The organism is Caldimonas manganoxidans ATCC BAA-369, assembly GCF_000381125.1.
Taxonomy (GTDB): domain Bacteria; phylum Pseudomonadota; class Gammaproteobacteria; order Burkholderiales; family Burkholderiaceae_C; genus Caldimonas; species Caldimonas manganoxidans.
Map to the genome: position 1 here is coordinate 1 of NZ_KB906017.1, position 1,093 is coordinate 1,093.

The following is a 1,093-nucleotide window of genomic DNA, read 5'->3' on the forward strand; positions in this document are numbered from 1 at the left end:
AGCGCCCGGCGGTGGCGCTGGATTTTGGCAACCTGCCTGGCTGCTGCCAGCCTGGGCTGCGCCAGCATCGGGCAAGACGAACGCGACGCGGTGGCGGTGGCGGCAGTGAACTACACGGGCAAGGAGTTGAATGCCGTGTTGTTCAAAGATCCGCAGACAGGTCGCGTGGCCGGGGGATCTGGAGCAGACCCCTACAGTGCCAGCGGTGGGATGTGCTGCTACTCACTGCCCAGGCGGTGGCGACCAGGGATCAAGGTACAGGTGCGTTATGACTGGTGGACGGGATCGTCCCGAAATCGGCATTACGAATATATCGAGCAAGAGCTCCCCCCTTACCCCACCGACGAGCCCGGCATGCTATGGGCCCTGTTTTACGAAGACGGCAGCGTCGAGGTATTGGCCAGCGCCGTAGACCCCGGGCATCCGCAATGGCCAGGACGCATCAAACACTGGCCCATCCCTAGCCGCGAACGCCTCTTGCAGCTGTGGCAGATCGAGTATGACAAAGAAGCCCGCTTACTGCGGTATTACGAAAGGATGGCAAAAGGATTCAGCGACAAAGAACGGCGTGAGGTGTGGGATTACTATTCAAAGTATTGGAAAGAGAAGGCTCAAGGTTTTGACGGGCCAGATGATCCTCGATTCATTGAAATGTTGAAACGCGACGGTCGGGAGTCCCTGGAGTCTACCAAAGTACGCCTTGAAGAAATGAGGAGGAACAAGCCATGACCATCAGTCTGGCTCAGAGCGTGGATCCTGCTCGTTTTTCGAATCCGTCAGACCCGAATCGTTTTTTCAATGAGACGGATGTTGAAAAAATGCAAGAAAAATTCACCCTCCCCCGCGAAGCCCCCGCCATCGGCCAGCCCCATCGCGCATGCGACACGAATTTGTTCATGGGCTTCTTTTTTGATGGCACGCGCAATCATTACGGGCTGAGCGAGGAGCGTGGCGACCATACGTTTTCGAACGTCGCGCGCTTGTTTGATGCCTATCCGGGCCAGACGATCGCGCCGCAGTCGGCGTTGAAGGGGCGGGCACGGTGGCCGAACGAGGCTGCCTATCCCAACTACTTTCGCATCTACATTCCCGG

At 57.7% G+C, this 1,093-nt stretch carries 1 protein-coding gene and 1 pseudogene; both read left to right on the forward strand.

Annotated elements, in window-relative coordinates; all coding sequences use genetic code 11:
• Positions 1–729: DUF3304 domain-containing protein (locus F615_RS19150; protein ID WP_033371909.1), on the forward strand; the 729-nt coding region annotated here is incomplete at its 5' end.
• Positions 726–1,093: pseudogene (locus F615_RS19155) on the forward strand (hypothetical protein); the annotation flags it as partial. The gene F615_RS19150 and the pseudogene F615_RS19155, both read left to right, overlap by 4 nt.